Source organism: Lysinibacillus sp. RU7 (genome assembly GCF_057837305.1).
In genome coordinates, this window is record NZ_JBYQFK010000029.1 from 32316 (window position 1) to 58490 (window position 26175).

The 26175-nt window shown below is 39.7% G+C and carries 23 protein-coding genes; 4 read left to right on the forward strand and 19 right to left on the reverse strand.

Going from position 1 to position 26175, the window contains the following annotated elements; genetic code table 11:
- Positions 1-60: 60 nt before the first annotated feature.
- The 4 genes from AC3II9_RS17845 to AC3II9_RS17860 form a co-directional block, all read right to left on the reverse strand.
- Positions 61-585, reverse strand: a complete 525-nt coding sequence (locus AC3II9_RS17845; RefSeq protein WP_489157610.1) for a D-glycero-alpha-D-manno-heptose-1,7-bisphosphate 7-phosphatase — start codon at positions 583-585, stop codon at positions 61-63.
- 298 nt (positions 586-883) lie between these two features.
- The gene (locus AC3II9_RS17850) at positions 884-1396 is read right to left on the reverse strand and encodes a hypothetical protein (RefSeq protein ID WP_489157612.1); all 513 of its coding nucleotides are present in this window, start codon (positions 1394-1396) and stop codon (positions 884-886) included.
- A gap of 145 nt (positions 1397-1541) precedes the next feature.
- Positions 1542-2681, reverse strand: a complete 1140-nt coding sequence (locus tag AC3II9_RS17855) for a hypothetical protein (protein WP_489157614.1) — start codon at positions 2679-2681, stop codon at positions 1542-1544.
- The gene (locus AC3II9_RS17860) at positions 2668-3165 is read right to left on the reverse strand and encodes a sigma-70 family RNA polymerase sigma factor (RefSeq protein ID WP_489157643.1); all 498 of its coding nucleotides are present in this window, start codon (positions 3163-3165) and stop codon (positions 2668-2670) included. Before AC3II9_RS17860 ends, AC3II9_RS17855 begins: the two co-directional genes overlap by 14 nt.
- A 512-nt stretch (positions 3166-3677) precedes the next feature.
- Here AC3II9_RS17860 and AC3II9_RS17865 point away from each other — a divergent pair.
- On the forward strand, positions 3678-4919 hold the full coding sequence (locus AC3II9_RS17865; protein ID WP_489157616.1) for an L-lactate MFS transporter: 1242 nt from the start codon (positions 3678-3680) through the stop codon (positions 4917-4919).
- Between the two features lie 149 nt (positions 4920-5068).
- Here the strand turns inward: AC3II9_RS17865 and AC3II9_RS17870 are convergent, their stop codons facing one another.
- The 9 genes from AC3II9_RS17870 to AC3II9_RS17910 all read right to left on the reverse strand — a co-directional run bounded on the left by AC3II9_RS17870 (position 5069) and on the right by AC3II9_RS17910 (position 13570).
- Positions 5069-5662, reverse strand: a complete 594-nt coding sequence (locus tag AC3II9_RS17870; RefSeq protein ID WP_489157618.1) for a hypothetical protein — start codon at positions 5660-5662, stop codon at positions 5069-5071.
- A 146-nt stretch (positions 5663-5808) separates the two neighbouring features.
- A complete protein-coding gene (trhA, locus tag AC3II9_RS17875; RefSeq protein WP_489157619.1) occupies positions 5809-6450 on the reverse strand; it encodes a PAQR family membrane homeostasis protein TrhA in 642 nt (213 codons plus the stop codon).
- A gap of 461 nt (positions 6451-6911) precedes the next feature.
- Positions 6912-7340 carry a MaoC/PaaZ C-terminal domain-containing protein gene (locus tag AC3II9_RS17880; protein WP_489157620.1) on the reverse strand — a complete coding sequence of 143 codons (429 nt, stop codon included), beginning with the start codon at positions 7338-7340 and terminating at the stop codon, positions 6912-6914.
- Between the two features lie 12 nt (positions 7341-7352).
- Positions 7353-7790, reverse strand: a complete 438-nt coding sequence (locus AC3II9_RS17885; protein WP_391369199.1) for an FAS1-like dehydratase domain-containing protein — start codon at positions 7788-7790, stop codon at positions 7353-7355.
- Positions 7791-7802: 12 nt separating this feature from the next.
- Positions 7803-9533: a class I adenylate-forming enzyme family protein gene (locus tag AC3II9_RS17890; protein ID WP_489157622.1), complete on the reverse strand. Its 1731-nt coding sequence runs from the start codon at positions 9531-9533 to the stop codon at positions 7803-7805.
- A 58-nt stretch (positions 9534-9591) separates the two neighbouring features.
- The gene (locus tag AC3II9_RS17895) at positions 9592-10713 is read right to left on the reverse strand and encodes an acyl-CoA dehydrogenase family protein (protein ID WP_489157624.1); all 1122 of its coding nucleotides are present in this window, start codon (positions 10711-10713) and stop codon (positions 9592-9594) included.
- 15 nt (positions 10714-10728) lie between these two features.
- Complete coding sequence (locus AC3II9_RS17900) at positions 10729-11937, reverse strand: acyl-CoA dehydrogenase family protein (protein ID WP_489157626.1); 1209 nt, start codon at positions 11935-11937, stop codon at positions 10729-10731.
- A 15-nt stretch (positions 11938-11952) separates the two neighbouring features.
- A complete protein-coding gene (locus tag AC3II9_RS17905) occupies positions 11953-12393 on the reverse strand; it encodes a Zn-ribbon domain-containing OB-fold protein (protein ID WP_489157628.1) in 441 nt (146 codons plus the stop codon).
- A 13-nt stretch (positions 12394-12406) separates the two neighbouring features.
- Complete coding sequence (locus AC3II9_RS17910) at positions 12407-13570, reverse strand: thiolase C-terminal domain-containing protein (RefSeq protein ID WP_431027386.1); 1164 nt, start codon at positions 13568-13570, stop codon at positions 12407-12409.
- 181 nt (positions 13571-13751) lie between these two features.
- On the opposite strand from AC3II9_RS17910, the gene AC3II9_RS17915 reads away from it, so the two are divergent.
- Positions 13752-14330 (forward strand): TetR/AcrR family transcriptional regulator, encoded by a 579-nt coding sequence (locus AC3II9_RS17915; protein ID WP_489157630.1) that lies wholly within the window; start codon positions 13752-13754, stop codon positions 14328-14330.
- 80 nt (positions 14331-14410) lie between these two features.
- On the opposite strand, the gene AC3II9_RS17920 is transcribed toward AC3II9_RS17915, so the two are convergent.
- A complete protein-coding gene (locus AC3II9_RS17920) occupies positions 14411-15880 on the reverse strand; it encodes a protein adenylyltransferase SelO (protein WP_489157631.1) in 1470 nt (489 codons plus the stop codon).
- An 804-nt stretch (positions 15881-16684) separates the two neighbouring features.
- Here AC3II9_RS17920 and AC3II9_RS17925 point away from each other — a divergent pair.
- Positions 16685-17257, forward strand: a complete 573-nt coding sequence (locus AC3II9_RS17925; RefSeq protein WP_489157633.1) for a DJ-1/PfpI family protein — start codon at positions 16685-16687, stop codon at positions 17255-17257.
- Positions 17258-17410: 153 nt separating this feature from the next.
- Complete coding sequence (locus AC3II9_RS17930) at positions 17411-17590, forward strand: hypothetical protein (protein ID WP_489157634.1); 180 nt, start codon at positions 17411-17413, stop codon at positions 17588-17590.
- A gap of 308 nt (positions 17591-17898) precedes the next feature.
- Here the strand turns inward: AC3II9_RS17930 and AC3II9_RS17935 are convergent, their stop codons facing one another.
- The 5 genes from AC3II9_RS17935 to AC3II9_RS17955 all read right to left on the reverse strand — a co-directional run bounded on the left by AC3II9_RS17935 (position 17899) and on the right by AC3II9_RS17955 (position 25895).
- The gene (locus tag AC3II9_RS17935) at positions 17899-19290 is read right to left on the reverse strand and encodes an aldehyde dehydrogenase family protein (protein WP_489157636.1); all 1392 of its coding nucleotides are present in this window, start codon (positions 19288-19290) and stop codon (positions 17899-17901) included.
- A 12-nt stretch (positions 19291-19302) separates the two neighbouring features.
- Complete coding sequence (ald, locus tag AC3II9_RS17940) at positions 19303-20430, reverse strand: alanine dehydrogenase (RefSeq protein ID WP_489157638.1); 1128 nt, start codon at positions 20428-20430, stop codon at positions 19303-19305.
- Positions 20427-21767 (reverse strand): aminotransferase family protein, encoded by a 1341-nt coding sequence (locus tag AC3II9_RS17945; RefSeq protein ID WP_391369166.1) that lies wholly within the window; start codon positions 21765-21767, stop codon positions 20427-20429. Before AC3II9_RS17945 ends, ald begins: the two co-directional genes overlap by 4 nt.
- 956 nt (positions 21768-22723) lie before the next feature.
- A complete protein-coding gene (locus tag AC3II9_RS17950) occupies positions 22724-24370 on the reverse strand; it encodes a sigma-54 interaction domain-containing protein (protein ID WP_489157640.1) in 1647 nt (548 codons plus the stop codon).
- 94 nt (positions 24371-24464) lie between these two features.
- Positions 24465-25895: an amino acid permease gene (locus AC3II9_RS17955; RefSeq protein WP_489157641.1), complete on the reverse strand. Its 1431-nt coding sequence runs from the start codon at positions 25893-25895 to the stop codon at positions 24465-24467.
- Positions 25896-26175 lie beyond the last annotated feature (280 nt).

Consider the following 26175-nt stretch of genomic DNA (forward strand, 5'->3'; position numbering starts at 1 on the left):
AACTAGCATACATGAATAGCGGCCTTTCGCGATTTAGTGTGACTCCTATTCAGTAGCTACTTACTTTGCATCTGCGATCATCCAATCGACTGCATCGATAAGACTCGGAAAGACGGCATCTGCCAGCGGATCACTTTTTCCTAAAAACACACCCTTTGTCCCTGCATTTTTCCCCGCAATAATATCAGTATCTGTATCCCCCACCATGTAAGAGTGCGATAAATCGACCTCGTATTTCTGGGCAAGATCGACAATGAGTTTACTTTTAGGTTTGCGACATTCGCAATTAGCACGGGGCTTATGCGGGCAATATACCGCTTCATCGATAATCGCGCCTTTCTTTTTTAATTGGCCCATCATAAACTGATGAATTTCTTGTAGCTGTGACTCCTTCATAAATCCTAAACCAACGCCGCCTTGATTGGTCACGACAAATACATAATCAAAATGTTCATTTAGCCTTTTTATCGCTTCCGGAACGCCCGGTAAAAAATACAAATCTTCTGGCTTGTTGACGAATTTTACTCGGTTTGTTAGCACTTCATTTATGACACCATCACGATCTAAAAAAATCGCTCTCTTCACTTGCTTCACACCTTCTTTCTATTTTTATGAAACGAAAGAACTTCATGACCTCTATGTCTATTTTTTAATGAAAGCTCCTGCATTATGCATAAGAAAAAGAAATTGGACCTAGTTTTTCGTACTCCTATCACGTATAAGTTATTTTCCCCCAAAAAAATACACGCTCATCGTTAAACGTTTTTAACAATGAACGTGTATTTTATATATAAAACAGTTATCAGCTTTTGCACAAAAACGGGGTTCACCGCTACACCCGTGCATTCAAACAATAATTAACCCACCAAAAAGAAAACACAACTTAACGTTTCTTCGGTGCCAGCATAACATCCGTTAAAAACTTGACGCGGGATAATGCACCGATGTAAAAGGCTAATACATAGCCTGTAAAAAATAATGCGACTAATTCTACAATGTATAATTTATAACCGAAAAATACTTGTTGTAGATTTGTTAATTGGGCTGTATTGGTAAATGCCTCTAGTGGTATGTTTGTATAACAAAAGAAACTCAGTAGCTGAATCAAACTAGCTGCCATGACAAATGATAATGTTTTTTTACGAATGGCATAACTTTGATATTGTAAATACTTCCATAAAAACCGAAATACTATGAAACACATCACGATATTTACAACTATACTTACGTAACGAATCGCCACATAATACGGATGAACCGCCTCTGCCACAAAGTCCACGAATTGAGAAGGAAATACGTTTAAAATAATTATATAGAATATAGCGTAATATAGAGTAAATGCAATAAGCCCCCAGCGACTAAACGCTAAAAATAAAATCGTAGCAAATCTTTTCATCGTTGATTTCCTTTCCTTCCGTCTATCAAACAATCTAATTATTTTATTATAACGTGATATTAATAGGTTAGAAAAGTACATCTTTAGTGTACGAAGAAACATTAAAAAAGTTGCGTAGAAATTCTACGCAACTTCTTTATGATGACTACGGCATAAAAGTTGGCTGCCAAATTCCATCCTCATTTTGCATCATATGAAGACTCATTTGTCCAGGAGCGTTATAAGCTGGTGTGAATTTAATATAGCCGTGACCATATTTCGCCTCACTGAACTTCCCATTTTCTAGTCCATTATATTTATACGCATTCGACAGTTTTGTCTCAAGTGGACTAAAGAGCGGTCGACCCTCATCAGGCCCCACAATCTCCTCTAGCCACTGTGTAAAGTCTCCTTTTTTATTTTGCAACAATGCATAATTTGTTCTCCAATCGTGTTCTGAATTAGCAATGATATGCATTTTGGCAATAGTAAGAGGAGACATATCACGTAATAATTCAAGCTGATGGCTTTCTTTAAATTGTGTATAAATTTGTTGCTCTTCTGCTGTTAGTGTATACGTTGGTGTAATTTGCTGAATGGCTACAACTTTCCCTTTCACATGATTTAATGTCCACTTTTCTAATGTTCTATCTGTTACAATAACGAATTCATCGCTCGCTAATTTGTCAAAAGTTACATGCTGTTCATTTATAGAAGCTAACGGACTTAAATAAACATGCCATTCTGTTCCTGTAATCTCTTTTTCATAAGAAACTTTTCCCACTAGATTCGGCAAAGCAAGTGGTTGACCATTCACGATTACCCGCCCTTCTTCCAATGTCACTGTATCTCCAGCTGTTCCAACGATTTGCGCTACCTTCATCATTCCCTGTTCGTCCAACATCACATAGTCACCAATTTTATAGGTTAACGACCTTTCTACCATCATCGGTAAATGTCCAAACTTTTGCTGATAACCATTTATATAGGAGGTCACAGGTGTGATTACTTCCTTATTATAAGTTTCTTCCATATATGGAAGAATAGTTTCGTTTTTCTTTAATAACCCCACCAGTTCACCTATGTCACTAGGTAGTGCTGAAACAGTATACGGTGTGACTGGTTGCCGATTAATCGTAAGGAAAATAAATAGAGCAATCACTCCGATAAACATAGAGGAAACCGCTGGAATATGCCATCTACGTTTTCGTAGTGGCTTTCTCAGCAGGATTCGCCCTTTTACTTCTTCTGTAAATGGGGCATCTTGCCGCAATTCATGGCGTAACTGTTCTTTAAAATTGCCCATCTAGTAACACTTCCCCTTCTTTTGTCAATTGTTGCTTCAATAGCTTGCGCCCTCTTCTTAACCTCGTCCGAATCGTATTTTCTGAAATGCCAAGTAGACTTACTATTTCCTTTATCGTAAAGTCCTCATAATAATAAAAAATCATTACTTCTCTATAATGCACAGGCATATTCCAAACCGCTTCCTTTAATGACTCCCCCTGAACTTTGGCTAATACTTCTTGCTCTGCTGAACGCGCAGTTTTCATAAATGGCAAGATAGCCTGTAGCACGGTTTGTCTTTTCATCTTCCGCAATTCATCATGACTTTTGTTGATCACCATACGCGTTAAGTATGTTTTAATCGATGCATCCCCACGAAACTGATTTCTTTTCACACTGTATGTATAAAATACATCTTGGGTAATCTCTTCTGCGACTTGCTTATCTTTTACATATAGGTAAGCAAGGTGATAAATATACTCACCATATTCTTCGATTAGCACTCTCAAATCATGTCACCACCTTTGCTTTTACTGCTTAGACGATCATAATCAAAAAAATTGTTCAAATTCTTTTCGAAATTTTTTACAGTTTTCTGTTAACGCATTTTTATACACAACCTTTTATAAACTTCATCTTACTTATATGTCTCTCCTACCTATACCTTTTAAAAAAAATTTATTTTTTATATAAAGACATTATTTTCTCTTTTATTCAGAAAAAATTTTTTTCGTTCCATTTTTTTGTTTTTTTATTATTACCACCTCTGTTATATACCCCCTATGTAACAACTAAACCCTTTTAAATTCAGCATTTTAAAGCCCTGTATCTATTCTGTTATAAAACAACTAGACACTCAAATTATTCTACAAAAAGATCATTTTTTTCTATTCCACGAAACTATTTTATGTAAAAAAACTATTGCGCAATTATTACACTTGATGGTATCTTGATATCTAGAATTATTCGCGAAAAAATTCAGGCAACTATAAAATAAAGGGGAAAACGAGAAATTATGAATAAAAATAGATGGTTAATTGCGCTTTCGGCTATCGCCATCCATTTGTCAATCGGTGGGGCTTATGCATATAGCGTTTATAAAAATCCAATTACAACACAAATGGGTTGGAGCGAAACAAATGTAACAATCGCCTTCACAATTATGATGGGACTTGCAGGGTTTTCTGCTGCTCTATTTGGTAGCTTCGTTGAAAAACAAGGTCCTCGAAAATCTGCAATGCTTGCTGCTGTATTATTTGGTTTAGGGCAAGCAGGAGCTGGTGTAGCGATTGCGATTGATTCCGTTGTACTTTACTGGTGTACTTACGGCTTACTAAGTGGTCTTGGGATGGGGATTGGTTATATCTCACCTGTATCAACGCTTGTGAAGTGGTTCCCAGATCGCCGTGGTTTAGCGACAGGAATGGCCGTTTTAGGATTTGGTTCAGGGGCCCTGATTACAGCACCAGTGGCAACAAGTTTAATGGAACAATTCGGTATTTCAAACACATACTTTATTTTAGGAATTAGTTATTTTACATTAATGTTACTAGGTGCTTTATATATTGCACCACCAAAGCAAGAAGGAGCATTAAACGTATCGAAATACAGTACAACAGGCAAAGCACTTGCACAACTATCTGCTCGTGAAGCAGTTCGTACAAAACATTTTTGGATGCTTTGGGCAATGCACTTAATTAATGTAACAGCAGGGCTCATGATGATTTCAGTAGCTTCTCCAATGGCGCAAGAAGTTGTTGGTTTATCTGTTGCAGGAGCAGCAGCAATGGTTGGCTTAATGGGTCTATTTAATGGTGGTGGTCGCTTATTATGGGCAGCGGCTTCAGACTATATCGGTCGTCATAATATATTTGTTATTTTCTTTATCATTCAACTCGTTGCATTCGTGTCATTACCATTTACAACGAATGTGTTAGTATTCCAAGCATTGATTTTCTTAGTTGTTAGTTGTTATGGTGGCGGATTCTCCAACTTGCCTGCTTTTGCGAGTGACTTATTTGGTACAAAGCAACTTGGTGTTATTCATGGCTACTTATTAACAACATGGTCACTTGGTGGCATTTTCGGTCCACTCATTGTATCAACGATTCGCAATGCAACAAATAGCTATACACCAGTGTTCTATACATTCTCAGTTTTAATTGCGATTTCCCTATGCATTTCATTATGGATTCGTCGTGATGTCGCTAAAAAGAAACAGCAAGTAGAACAATTACAAGAAGCTTCAGCTGTATAAGTAGATGAGGAAGCTAAAATGGAACATAAGAATGCTGTAATTTTGCCTCCTACAGCATTCAGCGAACAATAGTAGCTGCTAACTATTGTTCGCACTTAAATAGATGAGAAATTCCCTCTAATTTAGTTCCTTTTGCATTAGCTTCCTCATTATTTATCATTTCGGTTCATATACTTTTCTTCTAATGTGAGACGTTCGAGTAATTCATTTGTTTCTTCTTGCTCTAATTGACGGAACTCTGCTTGGATAGTACGAATCACATACTGAAGTAATTCAATCGACTTCATGAATACGGCGTTAGCGCCTTCTTTCTGTTCCGCTTCATTTAGCACATGATAAATATTTTGAATTGTTTCCTCGTATTCAATTACACTTTCAAAATGCTCTATATCGTGCTTCGTTGTTTTCATTTTTTGCAATAGTGGCGTTAGTTCATTCATCGCAAACTGAATGATTGGCGACGCATAAACATCACGAAGTTCTTTAATAGATCCTTTCCACACGATGCCACCCCGCTTTTTCTTATACATGACAAGTGATGTGATCCATGTTTTTTCACGCATTTGCTCCAATGAATAACCATGCTCCGTATGAAATTTAAAATCATTGCGCAAGAAAAATTCACTATATTGATAATCCTTTGGGTTAATGCTTGGTCTTACTAAAGCATCGATTTTCTCTAAATAATCCATAAACGATAGTTCTTCCTCTGGCGTTTGAAACAAACGTTTAAAAAACGACATAAAATTCACCTACTTTTTATACTGCGTTATATGTACATTCTATTATAAAGCAAAATATAACTTCATAGTCTAACTCCCTTTAACAAATGACAGTTAAAATAAAAACGACTGTCCTGTAAGTAGATACTTACAAAACAGCCCTTCGATTAAATATAAAGATAAATACTCATAAACATTGCCACGCAACCCGCAAGGACAAATAAATGCCAAATTGCATGATTATATGGGATTCGTTTATTTTTATAAAAATACGTACCAAGCGTATAAAAAATACCGCCAGCCAATAATGTTAAAAAGCCTTCTGTTCCAATATGGGCAAGCACTGGTTTATACGCAAATATCACAAGCCATCCCATCCCTATGTAAATAAGTAAAGATACGGCTTTAAAACGATGTACAAAAAATTGTTTCAAAATAATGCCGATTAGCGTTAAGCCCCACTCAATCCCTACAATTGTCCAACCAAGCTTTCCGCCAATCGCAATAAGAGCAATTGGTGTATATGTGCCTGCGATTAATAAAAAAATGGCACTATGATCAAGCTTTTTAAATAAATTTTTATTCACTGGAATACTATGATATAACGTAGAACTTAAAAACAACAGTAACATGGAGATACCAAATATCATATAGCTGACCAATTCAATGACTGATCCGTTGCCACTCGCTTTTACAATTAACAGTACGATTGCAGGTATCGCTAATATACAACCTAAGCCATGTGTTATAGCATTCCAAAACTCCTCTTTTCTGCTATACCCTGATTCCATTACGATTGCTTGTGTCATCGTCTATCACCTCTTACATATAGTATGCAAAAATGCGCGGAATCAGAGTACCGCCACATGTCACTAAAAACAGATGACAACTGTAATGGTTTTAAACTAATGTTTATCATCATGAGGCCTTCACCAAGATATGTACTCGACCGCATATTCCGCTACGGGTAGACGCGCATTCAAGGGTTTTGCTCGGGCTGGGTTGTTTTGACCTGATACAGCGATGTTTTGCTCGGATACGACAGCTTTTTGACCGTTCACTGCGGGCTTTTGCTCGGATACGGTAAAGTTTTGCTCGCTCCAGGTTGTTTTGAGTGCTCAATGTCGACCGTTTTAAGATAATTACTCAAATAATTGAACAAAACTAAAAAGAAAATCATCTTCACTCAAATGACTGTGAAGATGATTTTTTGTTGAAGAGAAGGCTCTATTCTTATCAAACTAGTACATTTGTACGGCATGGATTTCTTTTAAAAACACAGTGTCGCTTTACCTGAACCGACTACTGTTTGATCCTGCTTTTGTGCGGTTAGCTCTAATACCACTTCACGTTCATGTATCTCTTTTACTTGCGCGATACATGTAATGGCGTCCCCTGGTAGTGTCATCGCACCAAAGCGCATCGAAAACTGTTTCACTTGTGCGACGTCTCCCGCTAGCTTCATTACATACTCACCTAAAAAGCCCATTACGAGCATACCGTGTGCAATCACACCTGGCATCCCGATTTTTTGCGCAAAGGCATCATCTGTATGCAGCGGATTAAAGTCACCTGATGCTCCTGCATATTTGACAAGTTGCACTTTCGTAATTGGTGGTTTTTGATAACTCGGTAATAATTGACCTACTTGTAACCCTTCAAAAACGACAACCTCAATCGATTGTTCTGTAATTGCCATATCGTCCCCTCCTTACAGTGCACGGTAAATAATATTTGTACGACTCACAACTGCGAGTTCCTCATCGGCATCACGCAGTTCCGTATCTAATACGATAAATTGCATAGTGCCACTTTTTCCTTCACGCTCATATATATCCGCTACTTTCATTTGCGCTGTGTATGATTCTCCTGGGCGCAACGGTTTATAATAAATAAACTCCTGTTCCCCGTGCAACATACGACGGAAATCTAGTTCCAGTGGTAACTGTGCAGATTCATCGCTTAGAGCAACCGGAAATGTGAGCGGTGCAATCATCCCCCCATAGGCACTTTGCGAAGCGTGCTCTTCATCTAAAAAGAGTGGATTTGTATCGCCGATTGCCTGACAGAAACGGCGAATATGACCTTTTTCAATCTCTACTTGATAACGCTCGGTTGCAAGACCGATATGTTCCTTTGTCACGTCCATACTTGTTCCCCCTTATTTCGCTTTTGACGCCTCTAGCTTTTGTAAAGCAATGCGCGAAATTTTCCCTGCTGCCGTCATTGGTAATGCATCTAACTGCTCGATTTCACGGATTTTTGCATAGTGTACAACACGGCTATTCACAAACTCTTGAATATCTGTCAGTGAAGCCGTCGCACCAGGCTTTAAGACAACGAAAGCTTTTGTTGTCTCGCCTACTCGGTCATCTGGTACACCAATGACGACACAACTTTGAATAGCCTCATGCTCATATAATAATTCTTCTAATTGACGTGGATACACATTATAGCCGTTATAAATAAGCATATCTTTTTTGCGATCCACAATCGTGAGAATACCGTCTTCATCACGCACCGCAATATCGCCTGTTCGAAGCCAGCCATTGCTAAATGTCTTCGTCGTTGCTTCAGGGTCATTTAAGTATCCTTTTGCTATTTGCGGACCTCGTACCCATAACTCGCCCTTCTCACCTCTTGGCACTTCTTCCTCACTACTGCCATCTACTGGCACGAGCTTCACTTCCGTATTCACGATCGGTAGACCAATTGATCCGGGCTTACGAACTCCCGATTTAAATGCAACCGTTTGCACACAGGAACCCGTAGCTTCTGTTAAGCCATACCCTTCCGAAACGATGGCATTTTTAAATAACTTTTGAAGTTTACGCTGCATTTCAGCAGACATCGGTGCTGCGCCCGAACCAACATTTCTAACGGACGACAAATCCGTTGTTTGTAGCTGTGGTATAAATAGTAATCCATTAAATAACTGCGGTGCGCCTGCCACCTGTGTTACTTTATATTTTTCAATGTTCTCGATGAATGTTACAGGATGTAACTGATCGATTAAAATCACTGTGCAGCCCTGTACTGTCCCAACTCCGATAGAACCCATTAAACCTGAAACATGGTAGAGAGGAGCAGGACTCATCAGGACGCTTTTACCTGGTACAATCGGATATTCTTTGACAAATTCCTCTTCTGCTGTATACGCTTTTACCGTTACGCCACCATCTGCATCGATATGTGGTAACATCCCCATACTTGCACTCGAGGCTAAGCAGCTACTGACAAAGTTATAATGTGTACTTAGTACACCTTTTGATTTCCCTGTTGTACCACCCGTATACGAAATCGTAGCGATATCTTCTTTTGGCTGAATCGCCACTTGTAATTCCCGTGCTTCGTAGCGTGATTTCAATTCGTTTAAGCTATACCAATTTGTATTAAATGGGCTGATATCCGTACGTCCATTGATGCCATCGATTTCATCTGCACCTGTCACAATGACATCCTTTAACTTCAATTGTACTGTTTTGTCGAGTAAATTTTTTGCACAAGATTCATGTGCAATCACTGCCACTGCATTGGTATCTTGTATTTGGTATACTACTTCGCTTGCTGGATTGAATGGATTAATCGGAGAATACGTTGCACCTGACAACAAAATACCGTAGTAAGCAATCACGTATTGAATGCTATTTGGTAAATACGTTGAAATGACATCGCCTTTGTCATATCCAAGATCGTGTAGTGCATTTGCAAGCTTTAAAGACTCTGCATATAGCTCTTTATATGAAATTCGCACATCATGGAAAATAAGCGCACAGTGATCTGCATATTCCGTGGCAGCTCCTTTTAACATATTGCCGATTGGTACTTCCGGTATATCAATCCTCTCCGGAAGCGCATTATTAAAAAATCTCGGATCCTTTTGTCCTGCCATTTTATCCACTCCATTTCATAAAATGCCTGCCAAAACCGATGCAGCAAAGTCTACAAAACTACCAACCTAACGCAAGAGCTGCACGCTCGCGAACATCATACTGAGAACCTAGATAGTTTTCAAAAACACGTGAACGTTTTACGTATAAATGGCAGTCTAATTCTTCTGTGAAACCGATACCGCCATGAATTTGTACACTTTCAGCTGCAATTTTTATATAACTATCTGTTAGCAATGCCTTCGCACTATACACAACTTCTACGCAGTCCTCACTTCCATTTTCAACTGTCCATGTTGCATAATGGCTTAATGCACGTGCAGTTTCTAGCATGACCTTTAAGTCGGCAAGGCGGTGCTTAATCGCTTGGAAGCGCCCGATTGGTTGACCGAACTGCTCGCGGATTTTGGCATACTCTGTTGCCATATCGACTAAGCGGTCCATACTACCAATCATCATCGAATTGATAGCGACAAGCAGTGATACTAGCGCTTTTTCTATTACTTCCTCCGCATTCACATTTGCCGCCAGTTGCTGTTCTGCTGAGAGGGTGACATGATCAAATGTTAATTGGACAAATCGTTGTGTCTCATCAAAGCTCTGTTGCTCTTCGATTTTCGTCACTTGTTCTTTCGGGACGATAAACATACGTAGTTCATCTTGATCATCTTTCGCAAGTACGATAAAATCAGTCACTTGAGCTGTATGACGGACAAGTGATTTTGTTCCATTTAAAACGAAACCATTTGCTGTCTTTGATACAGTTGTTTTCACTGTATCAAATGAATACTTCCCTTTCGGCTCGAGCCAAGCAAGAGCTAGTAAGCTAGTACCTTCTGCAATCGATGATAAATAATTTTCTTTTTGTTGCTCTGTTCCATGCTCCACTAATACCGGCACGGCAAATGCTAATGTCTCTGCATAAATATCAGGCATAACGGCACGGCCTAACTCTTCCATTACAGGAATCAAGTCAATGACACCTAGTTCAATGCCTCCATAGTTTTCAGGAATCGAAATGCCCATGACACCGAGCTCCGTTAATTTATCGTGTGCCTTTGTGAGTGTCGTTTCATCACCGCTTGCAAAATGACGGGCAATTTGTGTAATACTTTCTTGTGTTAATACTTTCCGCACATAGCTACGGAATTCTTCTTGTTGTTCTGTTAATGAGAAATCCATATCCATTCCCCCCTTTTATCCGACCTGATTGCCTGCTTTTTCACGGCTTATATCTTTTGGTAATCCTAAAATGCGTTCCCCAATCGTATTGCGCTGAATTTCGCTCGTTCCGCCACCGATCGTCATGCCGAATGATGTTAAGAAACCATTTTGCCAATACGTATCATATGGTGCACTTTCTTTCCAAAGTACAGCTTCTGGACCTTGTACGGATTGAATAAACGCAAATAATTCCTTCGTTAACTCTGCTACAAGGAGCTTATCCATTGAACTTTCCGCACCTGGATACCCTTGTTTTAACTGCTTCGTTAAGTTTTTATAGTAACCAAATAAGGCACCTTTCGTTTTCGCATATAACTCAATCATTTTTTGACGCACAATCGGATTTTCAATAATGGCAGGCGTTGTTTTGGCCATTTTCACAAAATCTTCGAACTGCTGTTGTAATGTGAAGAGTTGACCGCCAATCCCCGTACGTTCATGCATAAGCAGTGACATCGTAACACCCCAACCTTCATCAATTGTCCCGACAATTTGATGATCATACGCTACAACATCCGTAAAGAACACTTCATTAAAATCGTGTTCACCGTTCATCGAAATAATCGGTACAACTTCAATACCTGGCTGATGCATGTCTACTAAAAATACAGTAATGCCTTTATGTTTTTTTTCGGGCACACTGCTTGTACGCGCGAGTAAGAAGCAATAATCAGCCACATGTCCAAAACTCGTCCAAATTTTTTGACCGTTAATGAGCCATTGATCGCCTTGTTTGACAGCACGTGTTTGAAGGGCGGATAAATCGGAACCCGCATTCGGCTCAGAATAGCCCTGACACCAAATGGTTTCACCTGTTAAAATTTTTTCAATATGCTCTTGCTTTTGTTGTTCCGTCCCAAATTGCATTAATATAGGGCCTACCATATGTGTACCTACATAGTTGATGAGTGGAGGCGCTTTGACACGCGCTATTTCTTGTTGGAAAACAATTTCTTCCATCAATGTCGCATTACGCCCACCAAATTGTTCTGGCCAAGCAATGGCAGCTAAACCGCCTTCATGAAGCTTGCGCTGCCAATCTTTTAAAAATTGAATGCGGTCTTCTTCTGTTTCTGGTTGTTTATATGTGCCATCTAACCATCCTGGTGGTAAGTTTGCTTCAAGCCATGAGTGAATCTCTAAACGAAACGCTTCTTCTTTTTCTGTAAATGCAAAATCCATGAAAACCCCTCCTTGTTATCCGATTAACTCCCACTGCGGTAAAGCACGATCTTCAGTTATATCAAGCCATGCCATTTTCACCGCTTTACCAATGGCGATATCTTCTGGCTTGGCGTTAATAATATTCGCTGTAATTTGGACGCCTTCTACTTGATCCACCGCTACTTGTGCAATAATCGTTGGTAAATCATGTTGAAAGCCTGGTAACATCGGTACGTATGTCATGACAAAGGAGTAGATTTCCCCCGTAATGTCATTGCCATAATTCATCCACTCCAGTGTTGGCGAACCACAATGTGGGCAAGCTGGGCCAGGTGGATGAATGGACTGTTGACAATCCCCACAACATTGAATCGCCAGTTCATGATTGTCCGCTGCATCCCAATAAGGCTGATTATCAGGTGTTTTTAACGGAATTGGTTTTTCATATTTCGTGCTCGTTTTTTCAATCGTCATTGTGTTTTCCCCCTTAGTTACTTAAAATTAACGCACCCGCGCCATCTGGTCCTAACCATCCTGTACATAAACCGAGTTCGCACCCTTCCACTTGGCGGTCTGTTCCTTTGTATTCATGACGCAATTGGCGCGTGATTTCTAACACATTATTCATGCCATGTGTATAACCTTCTGATAACATACCGCCCGCTGTATTCGATGGCAGTTTACCGCCCATTTTTAAATTGCCTTGTGCCACAAACTCCCCTAAGCCTTCACGTGGTGCGATTTTATAGGCTTCAAGCTGACGAAGCACTACCCAGCTATAACAGTCATAAATTGAAGCTACATCTAAATCTTCCGGCTGAATGCCCGCACTTTCATAAATACGTTCACCCACATAATCTGCTGCAACTTGCGTTAAATCAGCCCAATAGTGTGAACGTGGATGCATTTCACGTGCTACTAGCCCTTTAATATAGACAGGGCGCGATTTACAATCTTTCGCTCGCTCTGCTGTTGTGACGATAATGGCATTTGCTTCGTCTGTTTCTAAACAAAAATCATGCTTTGTAAATGGATAACTTAAATGTGCTGTTTGTAAGTAATGCTCCATCGTGAGTGGCTTCCCATGTAGCATGGCTTTCGGATTACGTTGTGCATGCTCATAAAAACTCACACATACATGCCCTAAATGCTCTTGTGTAAGACCCGCCTCATGCATATGGCGTGTCGCAAACATCCCAAACCACTGAGATGGACTTGCCATGCCGTATGGGATAATGAAGCTTCCCCCGTCAATCGCATTTTGCAGCAAATCGGTACTCCAGTTGCCTCCACCCATACGTATACCAGAACGACCGTTCATCGCACGGAAAATTAATACTGTGTTCGCTTGTCCCGCTTCAATTAATGCAATCGCATCACCAATTAATAACTCCGTGCTACTACCGCCCCCAACAATGTCTTTCACGTAACGTGGACGGACACCTAAGTATGTAGCTACTTGATGTGATGTACAGGAATCATGCTCTGAATAACTCATCACAGCATCAATTTCTTTTGCTTCTAAGCCTGCATCGGCCAGTGCATTACGAGATGCATGTAATGCTAAGTGAAGAGGCGTTGTCCCAGAATTTTTAGAGCGTTCGCTTTCACCAACTCCAGCAATTGCATATTTACTTGATAGATTCCACATAGAAAAACCTCCCATTTGTTCATATTTTCGTAACATTCAAGTTTCTAAATTCATTATATTCAGTAAATTAAGTTTTCTTCAAACATCAATAACATAATATTTGTCTTTAAATAGACAGAATGTTTATAATTGTCTATATAAAGAAGATACATAGACAGTTTTAGAGGAGTGAGAGAATATAATGTCTAGAAAAACGATGAAAAAAAAGACGGTTACAAAACCATTAATTCGATACGCACTCATTACATTGTTAAAGGAGAAGTCATTTGAGGACATTACAGTGCATGAAATTGTAGATAAGGCACTCATTAATCGTTCGACATTTTATCTCCATTACCAAGACAAGTACGATTTATACGATGCCATCGCTGCAGATTTATTGTTGGAGCTTTCCACAACATTAGAACGAGCTAATATATATTCCTTTAAAAAGTTACTAAAAGATTACTATTATCAAAACAAACCACTCGATATTACCGTTCAATTTTTAGAACACATTCATGCCAATGCTGACTTCTATGCTGTACTTCTGAAGCAACACCATTTCCAAATGCAATTTACGAACATTCTTTCAAATTTTATTCATAAAGGGAATGGACTACCGCGTATTATGACAAACCATATTGCTTATGGTACGGTCGGCACCATTATGGAATGGTTAACGAGAGATACCCCTTACTCTATTCACTACTTAGCGAATCTCATCAGTCGCCTTACAATTAGTGAAATTCTAGAGTACAAAAATTTGCAAATCGATTGAAATAGAACAACATAAAAAGAAGGTTCGGTCTCAAAATGTTTTTCAGACGGAACCTTCTTCATTTGTCTAGCTATATCAAATTACGTACCACAAAATGTTCGATACGGACCTGCATCTGTATGAGGTGGCGCTGCAAATCGCTCATTTTCTTTCGATAGTTCATAAGGATTGGATAAGACTTCGAGCAGCTTATCCATCACTGTATAATCACCGTCGTGAACAGCAGCTGTCAGCGCCTCTTCTACGCGATGATTGCGAGGGATTACGGCTGGATTACTGCGCTTCATTACTGCTTGAACTGCTTCAAACGTTGTATTTTGTCTTGTTAGACGTTCTCGCCACGTTTGCTCCCACGCTAAAAATTCATCGGATACGAAAAAGGGTGTAGCAGGACGATGATTTTCTGCTAATGCACGAAATGTATTTGTATAATCTGCTTCATATGTTTGCATCGCATCTAATAGCGATTTTATTAATTGTGCATCTTCACTTTCTTCCGTCGTAAGCCCTAGCTTATCACGCATTCCTGAAAGCCACATTGTATAAAAGTAATTTGAATAGTTGTCTAGCTTTTTTTGGGCCATGTCAGCTGCCTGTTCGATATCATCATGCATTATTGGCAATAAGCTTTCCGCAAAACACGCTAAATTCCAGCCAGTGATTTGTGGTTGATTACCATATGCATAACGCCCTTGTGCATCAATTGAGCTAAAAACCGTATCGAGGTGATACGTATCCATAAAAGCACATGGACCATAGTCGATCGTTTCACCACTGATCGTCACATTGTCCGTATTCATCACACCATGAATAAACCCGACAAGTTGCCATTTTGCAACGAGCTCTGCTTGACGCTGCATCACTTGTTCAAACAACGCCAAATACGGATTTTCACGTTGAGCAAGGTCCGGGTAATGGCGGGCAATCGTATAGTCCGCTAACTTCCGTAAATCTTCTACTTCTCCATACTTCGCCGCATATTCAAATGTTCCAACACGAAGATGACTTGATGCGACCCTTGTTAAAATAGCCCCTTCAAGCTCTTGCTCACGGAAAACAGGCTCACCTGTCGCGATTACGGCAAGACTACGTGTTGTTGGAATATTTAGCGCATGCATCGCTTCACTAATAATGTATTCTCGCAGCATCGGTCCTAATGCTGCGCGACCATCCCCGCGACGCGAATACGGTGTTCGCCCCGAACCTTTTAATTGAAGATCGAAACGTTTTCCTTCTGGTGTTAATTGTTCTCCTATTAACACTGCACGACCATCCCCAAGCATCGTAAAATGACCAAATTGATGCCCTGCATATGCTTGTGCAATTTGCGCGGCGCCTTTTGGCATCTCATTTCCTGCCAAAATAGCGGCTGCCTCTGCTGTTTGCAGTTGCATAGGATCAAGACAAAGTTCTTTTGCTACCGCTTCATTCAGTACAACTAATGATGGTGCTGATACAGGATTTAGCGCGATGTTTGAATAGAAAAACGTTGATAATGTTACATAACTGTTGTCAAAATGCCAACCAATACTTTTTTCTTTATTTGTCATTTAATCCTCTTTTCTGCTAACACGAATAGCTACCTTTTCTTTAGTCTATTTAAATTGATCCGTATAGGACAAGCATTTTGTATTGTACGTTAACGAAATCCATCACCTCGTTAGTATCTCTTCACTTCGTCAAACCCATTCACATGGAATTTTTAACTCATAATGAGCAAAAATACATCCTAAAAACACCAGGTAAATAGTAAAAGATATTGTAATCGTAGCCTCCGCGCTTTGCCACAGCCTACACAGGAGCTAAAACAGGCTTGGCCTGTTTGGATCTCCTGTTCCGGCTCCTGTGGCTATGGCGCGCTACGGCAAAAAGTGAATACTTCTCGATATACTAGAAAGACATTTCTCTTCTCTAAAAGAAATCTATTTCTTTCTATTTACAAGTATAATTACCCAGCATCTACCATAATGAATGAGAATTCTTTTATTATTTTTGAGCAACCGATTATTGCATTGAACATTAGTTGCTTGTAGTGTAGGCGCGAGAGTGTAGCTGACGGCATGCGCCTTTCGCTACAGAGCAAAGCTTCCTACGGGAAAAGCGAGACAATCAAGACCCCGCAGGAAATTTATTTGCGACGAAAGCGCAGCGACAGGAGCAGCGAAGGATGAGCGACGAGGAGGCTTGATCTCGCCCGTGGAAAGCGAGTGCCGGAGCGGAAAGCAACGGTTCTCTTCGATGGTAATATATTTACTCGCCATGAGTTTTATTTCATTTTCTGTCCATTTCAGCAGGATTTACTCCATTATATGGAGAAGTTAAATAGCGTATCATATTATTGGGAGGCGTAGATGATGAGTAAAAAGGTTTTAATTATTGCTGGCGATGCAGTAGAAGCACTAGAGGTGTATTATCCATATTACCGCTGCTTAGAAGCAGGCTTCGATGTAACAATTGCTGCACCTTCAGTAAAAAAGCTACAAACTGTTTTACATGACTTTGTGGATGGTATGGATACTTATATTGAACGTCCAGCATATGGGCTTGAAGCACATGAAGCATTTGAAAACATTAAGCCAGAACAATATGATGGGCTCATTATCCCAGGTGGTCGTGCACCTGAATATATTCGTTTAAATGAGCATGTACCAGCAATCGTCAAGCATTTCTTCGAGGCCAATAAACCGATTGCAGCCGTTTGCCATGCAGCCCAAATTTTCGCTACGATTCCAGAAGTACTAAATAACCGTGAGCTCACAGCGTATATCGCTTGTAAGCCAGAAGTAAAAGTCGCTGGCGGTACGTATATCGACACAAATCTGCATGTTGATGAAAATTTAGTAAGTGGTCATGCTTGGCCTGATTTACCAGGTTTAATGAAGGAGTTTATCGCTTTACTAGAAGGTTCTGTTGTTGAATCTTATTAAATATGTATAAAAACAGTTGGGGGTAGCTCCCAACTGTTTTTTCTTTTTACTGGTAATGAGCAAAAATACCATTAGGGTAATAAAAGATATTAAGCTAAAGTGGTATCGTAGCCTCCGCGCTTTGCCACAGCCTACACAGGAGCTAAAACAGGCGTGGCCTGTTTGGATCTCCTGTTCCTGCTCCTGACGCTACGCTTTCGTCGCAAAGAAAATCTTGGCTCCTGTGGCGATGGCGCGCTACGGCAAAAGTGGATACTTCTCAATATACTAGAAAAACATTTATCTTCTTTAAAAGAAACCATTTTCTTTCCATTTGCACATATCGTCGCCTAACTTCTACTATAATCAATGAGGATATTTCATTATTTTTTAGCAACTCATTTTTTATTGAACACTAGTTGCTTGTAGCGCAGGCGCGAGAGTGTAGCTGACGGCCTGCGCCTTTCGCTACAGAGCAAAGCTTCCTACGGGAAAAGCGAGACAATCAAGACCCCGCAGGCGCGAAGGATGAGCGACGAGGAGGCTTGATCTCGCCCGTGGAAAGCGAGTGCCGGAGCGGAAAGCAACGGTTACTCAAATGGTAATATATGTTTTGATATTTGCTCATTATGAGTTTTTATTATATATTCAAAGGCTATACTTTATCGCGTATTAATCGTTACTGTCTTAATCGCTGTAAAGAACTCTTTTGCAGCTTGCCCTTGCTCGCGTGCCCCAGTACTTGAATTTTTCATGCCTCCAAATGGTGCTTGTGGTTCTGCACCACCTGTTTCATCATTCACCTGCACAAGGCCTACTTCACTACGTTCTATAAAATCAAATGCCTTTTGTATGTTCGTCGTATAGATGGAAGCACTTAACCCAAACTCTGTATCATTCGATAGCTTGATTGCTTCCTCATAATCCTTTACTTTCATCACAGCTAACACAGGGCCAAAAATTTCCTCGCATGCGACAGACATCGTATGATTAACATCTGTAAAAATCGTCGGATCAATAAAGTATCCTTCTTCCTTTCCTTTAGTAGCAGTACCACCTACTACTAATGTGGCTCCTTCCTCTTTTGCTTTGTCGATAGCAGCTAAAATATTAGTGTACTGCTCTTTCGATGAAACAGGGCCCATTGTTACGCCGACTTCAATTTTTTTCGCTTCTGCTATTATTTTTTCTAACGCTTTTTCATACACCGCTTCTTCAATATACACCCGGCTCGTAGCAGTACAGCGCTGACCTGTTTGCTTCATCGCGCCCTCTACTGTTAAACGAGCAGCTACGTCTAAATCTGCATCCGCTAAAATAATCGCGGCATTTTTCCCACCAAGCTCTAGTTGGATTTTTTTCTTTGTATGACCTACCGTATTTAAAATATTTTGCCCTACACCATTTGAACCAGTAAATGTAATCGCTTTTACTTCAGACGCTTCCACTAACACTTGCCCTACTGTCGAACCCCGGCCTTGAACGACCTGAAGAACATGTTTTGGCAAGCCTGCTTTCTCAAATAATTCGCCGAGTAGCTTTCCTGTTAACGCCACTTCAATAGAAGGCTTCCATACAACCGTATTTCCATATACGAGCGCAGGTGCAATTTTCCACAGCGGGATTGCTACAGGGAAATTCCAAGGTGTAATGGCTGCAATCACGCCCAGTGGTACACGTTTTGTATATAATAGCTTCGCTTCACTTACAGATGGCAGTACTTCACCTGTAGAACGCATCCCTTCTTGGGCAAAGTAACGTAAAATCGAAGCGCCACGTTTTACTTCTCCGATCATTTCATTTTTTGTTTTTCCCATTTCTTTAGAGGCTGTTTCTGCAACGATATCTATATTTTCTTCCAATAATTGTGCCATCACACGCAAAATTTCTCCTCTTGCAACAGATGACGTATTTTTCCATCCTTCAAATGCTTCTTGAGCCGAAGTTAAAGCTGCCTTTGTTTCCTCAATTGACATGAGCTCTACTTGCCCTACACATTCAGATGGACGCGCAGGATTAAATTGCTGACGAATTTCTTTCACAATCGTAGTCATAAAACTCCTCCTTTACACTGCTACAGTTTGTAATAACTCTTTTAATGGTGTATATAGCAAATTATGTGCTTTCGCTACAGCTTCACATGTGATTTTTCCACTCGCGACATTGATTCCTTTCGCTAACGCCTCATTATCCATGGCCGCTGTTTTATACCCTTTATTTGCGATTTGCAATGCATAAGGTACCGTGACATTCGTTAAAGCAATCGTGGAAGTGCGAGCTACTGCACCCGGAATATTCGCTACGGCATAATGAAGAACACCGTGTTTCTCATATACCGGATGACTATGTGTTGTAATGCGGTCAATCGTCTCAATCGAGCCACCTTGGTCAATCGCAACATCGATAATGACCGATCCCTTTGGCATGTCTTGCACCATTGTCTCTGTCACTAAACGTGGTGCACGTGCTCCCGGAATTAATACAGCACCAATTAATAAATCAGCCTCTTTCACTTCTTCCGCGATATTAAATGTGTTAGACATGCGCGTCTTTAAACGGCCTGCAAATTGATCATCCAATTGGCGAAGACGCTCTATGTTTGTATCTAAGATTGTGACCTCTGCTCCTGCACCAACAGCCATTTTAGCCGCATTCGTTCCAACAATTCCGCCACCTACAATGACTACTTTCGCTGGCGGTACACCTGGCACTCCCCCTAACAAGATCCCTTTTCCACCTTCATGCTTCTCTAAAAAATGAGCCCCTAACTGTACCGACATACGACCTGCTACCTCGCTCATTGGCATCAATAACGGTAGCGCCCCGTTTGGTAATTGAATTGTTTCATAAGCAATGGCTGTAACGCCTTTTTCCATTAACTGCTTTGTTAACTCTGGCTCTGGTGCTAAATGTAAATACGTAAATACGATTAAATCTTTCTTAAAGAAGCCATATTCTTCTGGTAACGGCTCTTTCACTTTGATGACCATTTCTACATCCCATGCTTCCTTAGCCGAGCCCACAATTTCAGCCCCTACTTCTTGATACGCTTCGTTCGTAAAGCCACTGCTAAGCCCTGCATCTGTCTCCACTTTTACCGTATGACCGTTTTTTACTAATTCAAAAACTCCACTTGGTGTCATCGCCACTCGATTTTCATTATTTTTAACTTCTTTAGGGATTCCAATAATCATTTAACCTTCGCCTCTTTCTGAACATAATTTTTTTGTACATATTCAAATGTTTCATCTAATATACGTAACATTTCATCTACTTCTGCTTTTGATAATATTAACGGTGGAGAGAATACGACTGTGTCCTGATCGTATGTGACCGTTCTTAAAATGAGCCCGCGCTTCATCGTTTCCTGTACAAAAATCGGGCTTAGTGGCGTATCAAATAACTCGCCCGTTTCACGACTCTTTGTTAATTCAATTGCGCCTAGTAAGCCAAACGTACGTACCCCGCTAATAAAATCATACTTTTCTTGGAGCATTTTAAAGCCTTCGAGCAATGCGTCGCCCATTTTAGCTGCATTTTCAACTAATCCTTCTTGCTCAACAATTTCAATGTTTTTTAGCCCAATTCGACAAGCTAAGGCATGCCCGCTATACGTATAACCATGCATTAATGTCCCTTTGGATAATTCACAAAAATCTTTATGCATCTTTTCGGAAATAATGACACCGCCTAACTGGACATATCCACTTGATACGCCTTTAGCAAATGACATCATATCCGGTACTACCCCAAAATGCTCCATGCCGAACATTTTTCCCGTACGACCAAATCCAGTAATCACTTCATCCGCAATAAATAAAATGCCGTATTCATCACAAATTTGGCGAATTTCTTTAAAATAATCTTTTTGTGGAACATTTACGCCTCCTGCCCCTTGTACTGGTTCAGAAATAAACGCTGCTACCGTTTCAGGTCCTAAAGCTTCAATTGTTTCACGTAAATGCTGTGGTGAATCTTTATAAACATAATGGAAGTCAGGTGCAGGTGAATTCGTAAAATCACGAAATGCTTGTAATCCCGTTGCATTTGTTGCACCCATTGCTACACCGTGATAAGAATGCGTACGGGAAATAATTTTTTGGCGTTGTGGTTGACCTTTGAGTAACCAGTAATGACGCGCTAATTTAATCGCTGTATCATTTGATTCAGAGCCACCTGACGTGAAAAATACGGTGTTTAAATCACCTGGTGCTAATTCAGCAATTTTCGTTGCTAATAAAATAGCTGGTTCATTACTGAATGTTGCAAAGCATGAACTGAATGCTAACTTAGCCATTTGTTCTTTTGCGACTTCGGCCATTTCCTCGCGACCGTGCCCTATGTTGACATTCCATAAAGAGGACATCCCATCAATGTACGTTTTGCCTTCTATATCCTTCAAATAAATCCCTTTACCTTCTGTAAAAATTGCTGCTGGTCCATCTAGTTGCTGTTGTGCAACAGATGTAGTCGGGTGTAGAAAATGCTTTTGATCTAATTTTTTTAAATCTTCTTTTAATTGAATCGTCAATGTAACCAACCCTCTTTCTAAAAAAGTTTTTACATTGTTATAGAAGCAATTATCATGCCAACTGTTTATAAAAATGATTTTTTTATGAATTTTTTTTATTTATTCTTAGTCAGAAAGCATTTTCGCCAACCGCAAATGCAAATGTAAAGGGACTTACTTCTGTAAAGAATAAACTGTACTTTTATATACTTGTAATAAGTAAAAATATATCCTAAACATATTAGAGAATTAGTAAGAGAGTAGTATGGTAGCCTCCGCGCTTTGCCACAGCCTACACAGGAGCTAAAACAGGCGTGGCCTGTTTGGATCTCCTGTTCCGGCTCCTGTGGCGATGGCGCGCTACGGCAAAAGTGAATAGTTCTTAATATGCTAGACAAACATTTATCTTCTCTAAAAGAAATCATTTTCTTTATTTGCAAGTATAATTGTCAAGCCTCTATTGTAATGAATGAGCATCTTTCTTTATTTTTAGCAGCCGATTATTGTATTGAACACTAGTTGCTTGTAGCGGAGGCACGAGACTCCTACGGGAAAAGCGAGACAATCAAGACCCCGCAGGAGCGAAGCATGAGCGACGAGGAGGCTTGATCTCGCCCGTGGAAAGCGAGTGCCGCAGCGGAAAGCAACGGTTACTTAAATGGTAATATCTGTTTCAGAATTTGCTCATTATGAGTTCTTAATTAAAAAGAGGAGCACTCTAAAAGCACATGAAGTGACGGGCAGCAAGTGTAGCTGACGACATTCGCCTTTTGCTACAGAACAAAGCTTCCTGCGGGATAACCTTGAACGGAAAGCAACCGCCCGTAGTGAAATGTACGGTCAGGTATATATTTGGGTGAAGAGCCATTTTTATGATGCATTTTTGCTTATTAATTAGTAATAATTCATTATCCGTAATGCGTAATTGCATTCTTTGATGTAGTTACGCATACATGATGTAAAAATGCATCATTTTATCATTCCTCATACGATACTTGCTTCATTAATTTATACCGTTGGATTTTACGAACTAAAGTGGATTGGTCACAGCCCAATACTTTGGCTGCTTGTCGCACACTTTTACTTTCAGATAACGCTTTTTTAATCACTTCCTTTTCAAACATAGCCACCTGCTCTTTTAATGTTCCGGCGTAATGATCAAGCATGGGCTTTTCCGTGCACTCGTTTCGTTCGCTATGATTTTCTATATTTTTAGCAATCACTATACTCTTGTCTAATTCTTCTTGTATCACATTGACCCCAATTTCTGGTTGTGTAGCGAGTAAACAAATACGTTCGACCATATTTTTTAATTGCCTTACATTACCTGGCCAATTATAACGTTCTAACATCTTCAATGCCCTACTATCGATTATGCGATGAATACCATATTTTTCTTCAATAAGTGCTAAAAAATGATTGATCATCGGTATAATATCCTCTCGTCTTTCACGCAAAGGAGGGATGTCAATCGGAATAATATTTAATCGATAATATAAATCTTCTCTAAAGAGACCTTGTCTTACCATATCTTCTAAGTTTCTATTTGTAGCACCTATGATCCGAACATCAATCGGAATCGGCTTTGTGCTACCGATCCGCTGAACTTCAGATTCTTGCAGCACCCGCAGTAATTTAGCTTGCAATGGTAAAGACATCTCCCCAATTTCATCTAGAAAAATCGTTCCACCTGAAGCAATTTCAAATAGCCCAAGCTTCCCTCCTTTAACGGCACCTGTAAAGGACCCTGCTTCATAACCAAAAAGCTCCGATTCAAGCAGTGTTTCAGGAATGGCACTACAATTGATTGTTAGCATTTGCTTATCGCTTCTTCTACTATTCGCATGGATGAGCTTCGTAATTTCTTCTTTTCCTACCCCTGATTCCCCACCAATTAAAATGGTTGAATCTACTTCAGCCACACGCATTACTCGTTTGACGACTTGTATCATAGCTGGAGATATCGCAATTAAGCTCGTTTTCATTGATTCTTTATGATGTAACGCATGTATTTTATTTTTGAAGTTTTCATTTTGGATTTCTAGCTTTTGTACTTCTGACTCTAGACGCTTTAGCTGTGTCATATCACGAGTAATCGCCACAACATATTGTAAAGCCCCTTCCGAATCAAATATCGGTTTACCCGTGACTAAAAAGCATCTACCATTCATGAACGTTTGCAAAATGGTTACTTTTTCTTGTAATTCGATTACTTTTAAAGAAATAGAATCACTCATGATCCCTTCTTCAATGACGTCCTTAGCATACCTACCCATTAAATTAATGCCTACTATTTCAATATCAATATCGTTTTGAAATAAAATTTTCCCGTTGCGATCACAAATAGTGATTCCCTCAGAAATAGAATTCAGCACGTTTTTAGATAATCGTGTGATAGCGTGTATATCACTTAATAATTGCAAAGGCCTTAAAGTAAATAGCGTGCCTTTTGTCGATTCAACTACATGCACTAAGTAACCTTCTGCTTCGTATATTTCGATCCCCTTTTTATAATTGTTCACAATTTTGTTCATCAACTCGAGTGGAAGTTGGCTCGAAATTGTAATTTCATCATTATTCACAACGAAAAAATGTTCCTTTTTATATAATTCTAGTGATTTCAACCTTTGCCACATCCTATCTTGCAAAATTTGAATACCCTTAGATAGATAAACTATCTAAGGGTATTCATGATTTATCTAGTTCAGTTCTTAAAATTTAATTCGATTCAGGTGTTAAATTCTCCTCTATGTTTTCAGATTTTTCAGAAACAGGAGAAGATAATTTTTTCATAAGGAAAAACAGCACGATTGAACCGACGAGTACCCCTGTACTTAAATAGAACTGCGCACGTAAAGATTCAATGAGCATCTGACATAAGTACACAACAGCTAATAGCGCAATCGTCACATACGATAAGTATGGAAATGCCCACATTTTAATCGCTAACGGCTTTCCAGAAACTTGATTATAATGTTTCCGGAAACGAATTTGTGAAATCGCGATAAAGATATATACCGCGATCATTAGTCCGCCTACACAGTTTCCAAGAAAATAGAAGATAACATCTGGTGAAACAAAGTATAACATAGCACAAATATATGCAACGACTGTGCTCCCGATAATTGCTGGGACAGGTGCACCACGTTTATTTTTAATTTGCGAGAAAATTTTCGGTGCATCTCCTTGTCTCGACATTTCTAGTAGCATACGAGAGCTCGTATACAGTGCAGAGTTTAATACAGATATTAACGAGACGAAAATGACCACTTGTATAATTTGGGCCGCAATTGGCAAGCCCGCCATTGATAAAATATTGGCATAAGGTGCAGCTAAATTGTCCATATCATTCCAAGGTAAAATCATGACCATAATCGCAACAGAGCCTACGAAAAACAATCCTAAACGGAAGACAACATTCCGAATAGCTGTTACAATATTTTTTGCTGGATTTTCGGATTCAGCAGCCGCTATTGCCGCTACCTCTGCCCCACAAATAGAGAAGATAACAAAAACAATAGCCGTTAATATTGGGACAATCCCATTTGGTGCAAATCCACCATATGCTGTTAAAATGCCGAATCCTTGTGGTTCATAGTTTGGCCAAATGCCTAAAATCATTGCTGTACCAACAACTAAAAATACAATAATTGCCGTCACCTTAACAAACGATAACCAGTACTCAAACTCTCCAAATGATTTAACAGAATATATATTGATAATCGTCATTAACAATGTAATGCCGACGCCGCCTGCCCATACTGGGATAAAAGGGAACCATCCGTTGAGTATACCACCAATTAATGCTGCCTCTAAGCCAACGATAAATACCCAACTCGCCCAATAAAGCCACCCTACTGTAAAACCTGCCCATGGACCAATATATTTCCCTGCATAAGAGGCAAATGAACCGAGCTCGGCAGAACCATTCGATTTCTCTCCCATCGCTATTTCTCCCGAAGCCATTTCTCCTACCATCTGCATAATTAACACAATGAGTAAACATGCAATGGCATATGATACGACTGCAGCTGGACCTGTACTTAAAATATTTTTACCTGTTCCAACAAATAATCCTGTACCAATTACCCCACCAATCGAAATCATTGTAATGTGCCGTGACTTTAGTGATTTTTGTAACGCCCCCATTAAACCACCCCTTAATATTTAGTATGTTGACAGTTGCTAGCTCTTCACATCTAGACAATGCCTTAATATTTAACAAGCAACTTCGATGCCAAAATCTACTTAAAGAACAAAAAAATTTAAAATTAAACAAACTTTATTATCCTATGATGCATGTTATTTCTTATTTTTTTTCAAGCGTGTTGATTTACCTTTTATTGTTAATGGAATCGTGTGAAACGTTGATTTCCGCTCCATTCGGCTCGCTTTCCACGGGCATGGCTTCAGCCTCCTCGTCGCTCGT